The sequence below is a fragment of the Stieleria sp. genome (assembly GCF_041595215.1).
GTDB classification, from domain to species: Bacteria; Planctomycetota; Planctomycetia; order Pirellulales; family Pirellulaceae; genus Stieleria; species Stieleria magnilauensis.
Genome location: NZ_JBFHKV010000215.1, coordinates 1 through 9,522, shown reverse-complemented (window position 1 = coordinate 9,522; position 9,522 = coordinate 1). Strand labels below are relative to the sequence as shown.

Below are 9,522 nucleotides of genomic sequence, written 5' to 3'. Positions count from 1 at the left end.
TACCCAGTACTCAGTACCCAGTACCCAGTACTCAGTACCCAGTACTCAGTACCCAGTACTCAGTACCCAGTACTCAGTACCCAGTACTCAGTACCCAGTACTCTCCGTACTCCGTACTCAGACGCTAATCGCTAACTGCTAACTGCTAACTGCTAACTGCTAACTGCTGTTGAAACTTGAAACTTGAAACTTGAAAAAAAAAACGCGGCGTGACCCATCTGGCCGCGCCGCGTTTTCGGTTGATCGTGTTCGATCGGTGACCGCTTAGCGGTTGGGATCGAATCCGGTTTGAGCGAACTCTTCTTCCTCTTGGATGATGATCCGTGGGGTGACCATCAGCATCAAGCTGGAGGCGTCGCGTCCGACGGCGACGTTGCGGAACAGTCGGCTGATGTACGGAATCTTGCTGAGCATCGGAACACCGCGTTCGGTGCGTCCTTCGCTGAGTCGTTTGATTCCGCCGAGCAGGATCGTTCCTCCGTCCGGCACGCTCACCGTCGTGCTGACTTGGGTGAACGCGAAGGTCGGCAACTGGACGGTCGAACCGGAGATGATGTCTTCTTCATCTTCGCTATCGACCGCATCGTCATCGTTGACGACACCGTCACCGTTGGTGTCTTCTTCGGCCCGACTGCTGCGTCGGGTCGTCCGCGAACCTTCGAACGTGAAGGTGTCGACGTCCCCGATTTGGCTGAAGAACGGCACCAGCGTCAGACGCACGAATCGCTTGTCATCGCTGACGATCCCTTGCACGTTCAACTGGGTGCCTTCGTTGAGGACCACGATCACGGGTTGTTGGGCGACGGCAAAGTCACCGACAACGGGCGTGATACTGGTCACGAAGGGACGTTGACTCTGGTCGGAGATCGTGGCGATCTGGCCGTCGAACAAGGTGACCTTGGGAGCCTGCATCACGTTCGTCCGCTCGTCGCCTTGGGCGGCTTGCAGGAAGAAGAACGCTTCGATGTCGCTGAGGATGGCGAAACCGATCGATGAGAGGGCTCCGGGGTCGGGTGCCCCGAAGGCCGGGACGACGCCGAAGGATCCGTTGTTGAACGCGATGTCCAAGTCAGCCGTCGGCAATCCAGAGATCCCGTCGAATCCGACGGTGACACTCGGGCCACTGTCGTCATCGGGAAGCGTCTGGACGTTGTCGTCGAACTGGACGTTGAAGTCGACGCCGATCTGTTCAAAGAACGTATCGGAGAGCGTGATGAATCGCACTTCAATCGTGATTTGAAGGTTCTGCAGCGAACGCAGCGATTCGATCAAGTCGACGATCTGGTCGTGAACATCGCTGGTCGTGCTGATGATCAGACTGAGGTTCTGGGGATAGGGAGCCATGGTGCTGTTGCCACCAAGTGCTTCCCAGGTGTCCGGAACGACGGTCGTTTCGATCAGGCTGATCAGCGAATCGAAGTCCGCGAAGGAGCCACCACCACCGCTGCCGTTGGGCGGGTTCTGGGGGCCGAAGCCGCCCTGAGCGCCACCCGGTGCGTATTGGCCGAGCATGTTCGGTGCCATCTTGCTCGGTTGCAGGGCGTTGGCCTGTCGCGAAGCAAGGTCGGTCATCCGGACCGGCATCATCTGCACGTCCATCCGTGGGTTGGTCATTTGATAGGCGGCTCGCAGAGCCCCGGCCAACCCGTCTTCGTAGCTGGACGTGAAGTTCGGGATCGGAGTCACCAGGTCGGCGACCTTGTACACCCGCGTGATCACGTTGGCACGTTTGGCTTCGGCACTGGTGATTTGCAGCACTTCGTCCTTGATCTCATAGCCCAGATCCAAGGGTTCCAGAATCAGATTCAGGGCACTCTTGAGTTCGATCTGGTTTTGCAGTTCCAGGGTCACCGGAGTATCGATCAGAACGCGAACCGCTTCCATGGCGCGTTGGTTCATCACGATCGGCATGCCGGTGACTTTTTTCAAGTCTTCGATGACTTCGACCAGCGGGCGATTGCGGTACTGGACATTGACCGGAGTGCTCAACTGTTGTTTCAGTTTCTGCTCTTGGACGGTGCCGTACAGCGAACCGGTGTCACGGGATCGACGAAGTGTCAATTCGTGCCACGATTGTGGATCGCGTCCGAAGGTCATCGGTTGATTGGGATCCAAGCCGTCGGAGAGCGACGCGGAGTACTCGACGTCTTCCAGGCCCTTGTAGACCAGCTCTTCTTTACCGGCTTGGATGTCCCGCATGATTTGATCGCGAGTGGCGAATCGGCTCTTGTGGAACATCGTCGTCGCGATGGTGGAGCCGGGTTTCAGCTCGCCCACTTGTTTCGCAACCACTTCCGCTTCGGAGTACCGTCGCTCGCGGATCAAGTCGTTGAACGTGTTGACCAACTCGGAGATCTCTTCATCGATTTGGGCTGTGCGAGCGGCATCGGTGGCCAGCTCGGTTCGGACCGCATCGTTTTGAAGTTCCAACTCGATCGACGCACGATTGGATTCGACGTATTGCTTTTGCTTTTCCAGTTCACGGTCGACCAGACGGGCGAGCGTGCGTTTGCTGGTTTCATCGACGTTGGAACCGTCGACGCGTCGGCGCAGGCGGTTCAAGTTGTCCAATGCGTCCAACGGAGCCGATTCTCGGATCTCAGCGGCGTTGGCCATCTCGGCAGTGATCTCTCGATACAGCCGTTGGGTTTGCTCGCGTGATTCCGCATCGGCTTGATCGATCGCGGAAAGCTGAGGCTCGCCGCCGGTCCGCGGCAGCCGGGCCGGTTGCAGCAGCGTCAGTTTGTCCTTGAGCCCTTGTCGGGTCGCCAAGTCCAATTGATCTTCGTACTTCCACGCTTCGACAAAGTTCTTGCGAGCGGTTTCCTGGTCGCCGGCTTGAAGCGCCTGCAGTCCGGCTTGATACAGCCGGTTGGGATCGGCTCCCGGTGGGCCCAATTCGGCTTGAGGCAACGGTGGGATCGGCGCGCCGAGTGCTTGCACTTGGGCAACGGCTCCGCCGCCGACGTTCTCCAGTCCGGCGTTGGCGTCGGCATTGAACAGCATCTGCTTGATGAAGCCTGCTTCGTCGCTACCGATTTCTTGTTGTCCACCGGCCAAAGCGATTTGGGAATCCATCGTGCCGGCGCGTTTGGCGGCCGATTCGGCATCCAAGACGAATTGCCACACCTGGGGTGCCGCTTCGGGGGCGTTGAGCGATTGGGCCTGACGTGCCAGACGCAGTGCCGTGGCGGTGTCGCCCCGATCCAGCGTGGCGCGTCCGACAGCGATCAATCGCCGTGCTTCACGTTCGGCCGCGGACATGTCCGAGCTGCCCAACGCTGTTGCGGTGGCCAGCGGTGCGGCGTTGATCCCGGCGGACAAACGCTTGGGCGCCGGGGCCGGGATGTTGAGCAGTTCGCCGTCGATTCCGGCGATCTGCAGATCGACACGCAGTCGTGCGACATCGGCCGATAGGTTCGAATCCGACTTGGCCGCCGCCGAAGCTTGGCGGAAAGCGTTGACGGCCATTTCGTACTGGCCGCCGGCCAGCGCGGCGCGAGCCTGCTGGACGAGTTGTTTCCCACCGGCGGGGCGACTTTCGACCGTCGCGTTGGGCACCCTGTAGCCGGCCGGCAGGGCCGAGCCACCTTGTGCGTAGGAAGGAGCGACAGCAGTTGCCGCACCCGTTTTGTCGTTGGATGGCAGGCTCATGCCTGGCATCGGTAGCTGGGCAGAGACGCTGGACGCCCCTACAAGCCACGCCATTACGGCGCCGCCCCATCGATTGCGATTGAGGCCGAAAAGTTTTTCGTGGCGTTTCAACGCGACACTCCTTCTTCGCGGTGAGACTTCGTTGGATACACATGGAGTTTCCGCCTACGTTCACGAAAACCCATCGTCGGCTTAGCCCCACGGCACGTCTGTCCAACCAATGAGGACCGACCTTTCGCGAGCCCCGGACGGTGACGGACCGCGTCTGGCCGTCGCCATTCGGGCCCCGACGCTTGACCGACCAAAGTGGGCGGAAGTGCCGGGAGCTAATGGACACGGAGCCGGGGATACGGTGTTTTCGATTGCCCTGTCAAGCTCGGCCGAGCCCGGTTTTTGGCTTTTTTTCGAATTGAAACCCCCGTCGGCAGACGTCCAGTGCGACTTGAGTCAAAGCCGAAAAAAAGATCCCCCATTTGCGTCAGTCTGGGGTGTCTAGGTAAGGATCCTGGCCGATTTCACGCTGCATCTTCTTGCGTTCCTTTTCGTGATGCAGCAGCACCATCCGATCGCGAAAGTGCTTCTTTTCCACTTTGCGTTGGGCGCGGCGGAACAGTTTGGCGTAGGAGTCGACCGAATCGGTCAAACGCTCCCCGCGGGCTTTCAGCTTCTCGGCTTTGTCCGGGCCCAAGCCGCCTTTGAGAATGTCGTCATCCAACGACAGGTATTGGCGGTACGAACCCGGGTCGCCCTGGCGTCCACAGCGTCCGATCAGCTGGCGGTCGATCCGTGCCGCATCGTGCAACTCGGTGCAGATCACGTGCATCCCGCCGAGTTCGACGATCTGGTCGGTGAGTTTGATGTCGGTACCGCGACCGGCCATGTTGGTGGCCACGGTGACGCGGCCGTGTTGACCGGCATCGGCAACGATTTCGGCTTCCATCGCGACGTTGTTTGCGTTGAGAACCTGGTGCTCAATGCCGATTGCGTGCAGCATCCGCGACAACATTTCGCTCTTGTCGATCGAACGCGTTCCGATCAACACCGGGCGACCCGTCTCGTGAATCGTTTTGACCTCTTCGACGATCGCTTGAAATTTGGCATCGATCGAACCGAACACACGGTCGGCCAGCCGCTTGCGTTTGGGCGGCCGGTTGGTCGGGACCCGCAACACGGGCGTGCGGTAGATCCGTTTCAATTCACGCGCACTGGTCGCCGCGGTCCCGGTCATACCGGCCAAGTGGTTGTAGCGGAGGAACAGGTCTTGGACCGTGATCCGTGCCGCCTGGCCGGTGGGAACGCTGATCTCGATATTCTCTTTGGCCTCGATCGCCTGGTGGATTCCGTCGCGCCACTTGCGCCCTTCGGCGAGTCGGCCGGTGAATTCATCGACGATCACGATTTCATCGACGCCCTTGTCGTTGGGACGGACGACGTATTGGCGATCGAGCAGGAATTCGCGGTAAACCTTGATCGCCCGCTCGGTGTATTCGTACAGATCGACCAGGCCCATCGTCCGTACCAGATTGCTCTTGGGCAACGCACGGACCTTCTGCCGGCCCCGCGCGGTCAGTTCGTATTGTTTGGTGTCGTCGTCGATCGTGAAGTGATCGTCCAGCTCGTATTCGGGCGCGTGCTCGGAAGCCCAGCGATAGGTTTCCACGATTTGGTCCCGGACGGTGTCTTCCAGGCTACCGATGATCAGCGGCGTGCGGGCTTCGTCGATCAAGATGCTGTCCGCTTCGTCGACCAGGCAGAAGTGCATGCCCCGCATCACCGGTTTATCGCCGGAATCGGAGAAACCGCCGCCGCCATCACCCAGCATTTCGGTCTGGATGCGGTTCTGGGCACGCAATAGCAATCGATCTCGCAGGAAATCGAATCCGAACTCTTTGGCCGTCCCGTAGGTGACCGCGGAGCCATACGATTTGCGTCGGGACCCTTGGTCGTCGGGCGTCTGGATGATTCCGACGCTGACGCCCAGCAGGTTGTAGATCGGGGTCATCCATTCGGCGTCCCGTTTGGCCAAGTAATCATTGACCGTTGCCAGGTGGGCGCCTTTGCCGACCAAGGAATGCAGGTACAGCGGCAGCGTCGCGGTCAACGTTTTTCCTTCACCGGTCTGCATTTCCGCGATGTGGCTTTCGAACAGCGAGATGCCGCCGATCATCTGCACGTCGTAGTGCCGCATGCCGAGCGTTCGGCGGCCGGCTTCGCGAACCAAGGCGTAGGCTTCGGGAAGCAGCTTGGCCAGTTTTTCGCCGGCCATGGCGCGGTACCGCAGCGCCAACGACCGTTTGCGAAGGTCGTTGTCGGACTCCGGTTGCAGCGTCGGTTCGAGCTCATTGATTTCGGTGAGCATCCGCTTCCAACGCACCATTTTGGGGTGGAAGCCGCCGCCGGAAAAGATCGACATCGACTTGGTGCCGACCGACTGAAAACGCTCCGGGGCGACGGTGGCCGGGGGCGTTCCGGCGTCACCGCGGGGCTTGTCAGAGTCGCCGCGGGGCTTGTCGGCGGGAATGATTTCGGTCGCTTGGACGACCTTTCGCTCGATCGGCTCGGGGGCGGCAATCGGCTCGGGTTGGGTGTTCGCTTCGGGGTGCGTGTTCGCTTCGGTCGCGGTCTTCGTCTCCGGTTCGGCGTTGGGCTCGGGTTCGGTGACCGACTCGGGGGGCTCGATCGGTTCGACGATCGTATTGCGGTTTCCGGTGGGAGGCTCGATTTGCGTGTCGACGGAATCGGTCGGATCGGGCTGGCGGCTCGATCTGGCGTCGTTTTGGCCGGGGTCTTGGTCGGTCATCGAGCTGTTTAGGGGACCAATTTGCGAAAAGATTTAGCAAAAGCAGAGTGCTTGGGGAGCTTTGCGAACCCCAGTCTACCGCTCAAAACGCTGTTTTTCCTGCACTTTGGAAAGTCCAGGCAGTTTGAGTGTTGAAGTTGGGAGGGATACGCCGACTTTAAGCACCATAAGGGACGTTCTCGATCTAACGCTCGTTTTCGTCGATCGTCTTATACCAGTCGTTCCAGTAATCCCGGACTGCGCGAGACTACAATAATGAAGAAAAACTTTCGAGGCATGACCCTGGCAGCGCTGTTGCTGTCCGCCTCAGCGTCGGCCCAGGCTGACAACAATCAGTATGTACCCGCCAACGATTCCCCACAAGCATTCGTCGGCGATGTCGCCTCCGATGCCCCGGTGCACGTTGGTTCCCCTTTTGCCGCTCCCGTTGCACCGATCAGCGATTACGCTCCGGTGACCGTGGGTGATCTGCAGCCTGCCGGCTTCTTTGACGGCGGATTGAAGCGAGCGATCGGCGGTTGTGACAGTTGCGACAGCCCCGGCTGCGATGGTGTCGGCTGCGACAGCATGTGTGGCAGCAAGGGCGGCGGCGGTTTGGCCGGCCTGCTCAACCTGTGCGGCAAGGACGGCTGGATGCGAGCCGAAGCGATGTTGATGTTCCATGCCGAGCGACAGGCACCACCACTGGTGACCTCTGCCGCACCCGGTGTGTTTCCCGTCTTGCCGGCAGCCACTGTTGAGTTCGGTGACGATCTCGATGGCGGCCTTTCCGGCGGCATTCGCACGGACGTGGGACGCTACCTGACCGACAGCTTCGGCATCGGCGGACGCACCCTGTGGATCGGCGAAAACGGCGACGATTACTCCGCCAGCGGTGACCAAACCGATGCGGCTGCCCGTTCCCTCGGCCGCCCCTACTACTTCGTCCCCCGGTTCAATCCGGGCACGGCGCAAGAGGACTCGGTCATCATCAGTCAACAGAACTTGTTCTCCGGCAATGTCCAAGCGGAATACGCCACGGACTTGTTCATGGCCGATGGTTATGCCCGGATGACGTTCTGCCACAACAAGTCATCGCGTCTGGAGTTCATCGCCGGTTACACCTACGCCGAGCTGGACGACATGATCTCGATCAGCAGCTTTCGCAGTGACACCAATGCCGGTACGAACCCGAACCTCGCCGGAACGGCCTTCTCCAGCTTGTTCGACACCGAAAACCGCTTCAACGGTGGTCAACTCGGTTTTGAATCGATGGTTGCTCGCGGACGTTGGACGGCCCGAGCGCTGACCAAGGTTCACTTGGGGAACATGGAGCAAACGGTCCGCAAGGTCGGCACGACGACCGACTTTCTGGCCAACGCCGCGATCTCGACACAGAATTCGAGCGTCTTGATCAACGACGAACAGGGAACACAAACGCAAGACGTGTTCACGTTCATTCCCGAAATGGACTTCACCATCGGGTACCGGTTCCGCGATCACGTCTCGTTCACCGTCGGCTACACGTTCTTGTACTTCGACAACGTGGCGATGGCGGGCGACCAGATCAATCGCAATCGTGACACCGGCAACATCGGTGCCAACGTGACCCCGGTCGCCTACGACATCGTCGAAGGCAGCCACTGGGTCCAAGGGGTCAGCCTGGGCGCTTCGATCGACTATTAAGCTGCGGAGAATCATTTCGGCCGGTTGGAAGCTCTTTGCGTCATCCGGGATCACGACAAAGAATCTTCGCGTACCGAACCGATTTGTTTCATTTTCCAACGACGCGTGGTCTCATCGACCACGCGTTTTTTCGTTGTTTCACCACGTGGTTTGTTTTCGAGTTCGCCGGCTCTGCCGGCGAAGGTGGCAAGCAGGATGCTTACACCGTTTTTCCTCTCGTTTCCAACGAGCACTCATCAACATGTATTCCTCGAAACTTGTCTTGGGACTTTGGCCGATCGCCGGCATCACCACGATCGGCGTCACACGCGATGACGCCAAAGCCACCCTGTTGGCTGCGATCGACGCCGGCATCACCACCTTTGACACCGCGTACAGCTACGGCTACGACGGAGAGAGCGATCGATTGCTCGGCGAGTGCGTTCGCGGCCGGCGTGATTGCTTCACCGTGATGGGCAAAGTCGGCCAGCGATGGAACGAGCAACGCGAACGCATTGTCGACGGCTCTCCACAACAGTTGACGCGCGACGCCGAAGCCTCGTTGCGGCGGATGGGGATCGAATCGATGGACACCCTGTTTCTGCATCAGCCCGATCCGAAGGTTGCCTTGGACGCGTCAGCCGAGGCGATGGCACGGCTGCAAGCACGCGGGATCTGCAACCGCGTCGGGATCTGCAACGCGTCGGCCGAACAAGTCGAACAGTTCGCCGCAACGGTCCCCGCCGACGCAATCCAGTGCCCGTTGAATCTGGTTCAGCGGGAGAGCCTTGTCGACTTGATTCAGCCGGCGCAATCAGCCGGTCGGGACGTCTACGTTTACTGGACGTTGATGAAAGGCTTGTTGGCCGGAAAGATCACCCGCGACCACGTGTTCGAGAAAGGCGACAGCCGGCCGGGTTACGCGATCTTTCAAGGCGAGACGCGTCGTCGGATTCACGATGCGATCGACCGTTTAAAACAGTTGGGCCGGGAGGTCGACCAGAGCGTCGCACAGCTAGCCGTCGGCTGGGCGATCTCGCAGCCCGGTGTGACCGCGGCGTTGGTCGGGGCACGCCGTGAAGAACAGATTCGGGAGCTGGCGGGGACGCGTGTGCTGTCGCCCGAAACGCTCGCCGAGGTGGAGCGGATTGTGGTCGACGTCACTTAACTTCATCGAACGCGTCGTCTTCGAGCGCTTCGACGTCGCCGCCGCCGAAGTCATCTTCGAGCACTTCGTGGTCATCGCCACTGCCTTCGGCTGCCGCATCTTCCTCCAATTCCGCGTCGCCGTTGTCCGTCTTTGCAACGCGCCCGCCGGACGACATTTTTGCAGCGACCGGAACGGCGACGATCACGGCCAGCATCAAGACGGCCCAAAGACTAAAATACAGCATGACTGAAATGAAAAAGGTGTGTAACGAGGG

The 9,522-nt window shown here is 59.9% G+C and carries 5 protein-coding genes; 2 read left to right on the top strand and 3 right to left on the bottom strand.

Annotation, left to right across the window (positions count from 1 at the left end; genetic code table 11):
* Window positions 1-264: 264 nt before the first annotated feature.
* Entirely contained in the window at window positions 265-3,654 is a 3,390-nt protein-coding gene (locus ABX749_RS10735) for a hypothetical protein (RefSeq protein ID WP_372895975.1), read from the bottom strand.
* Window positions 3,655-4,132: 478 nt separating this feature from the next.
* A complete protein-coding gene (locus ABX749_RS10730; RefSeq protein WP_372895976.1) occupies window positions 4,133-6,067 on the bottom strand; it encodes a preprotein translocase subunit SecA in 1,935 nt (644 codons plus the stop codon).
* A gap of 642 nt (window positions 6,068-6,709) precedes the next feature.
* Here ABX749_RS10730 and ABX749_RS10725 point away from each other — a divergent pair.
* Window positions 6,710-8,119, top strand: coding sequence for a BBP7 family outer membrane beta-barrel protein (locus ABX749_RS10725; RefSeq protein ID WP_372895974.1), 1,410 nt, complete (start codon window positions 6,710-6,712; stop codon window positions 8,117-8,119).
* Between the two features lie 241 nt (window positions 8,120-8,360).
* The gene (locus ABX749_RS10720) at window positions 8,361-9,266 is read left to right on the top strand and encodes an aldo/keto reductase (protein WP_372895973.1); all 906 of its coding nucleotides are present in this window, start codon (window positions 8,361-8,363) and stop codon (window positions 9,264-9,266) included.
* On the opposite strand, the gene ABX749_RS10715 is transcribed toward ABX749_RS10720, so the two are convergent.
* Window positions 9,259-9,522: hypothetical protein (locus ABX749_RS10715; protein WP_372895972.1), on the bottom strand; the 264-nt coding region annotated here is incomplete at its 5' end. The two genes, ABX749_RS10720 and ABX749_RS10715, sit on opposite strands and share 8 nt — an antisense overlap.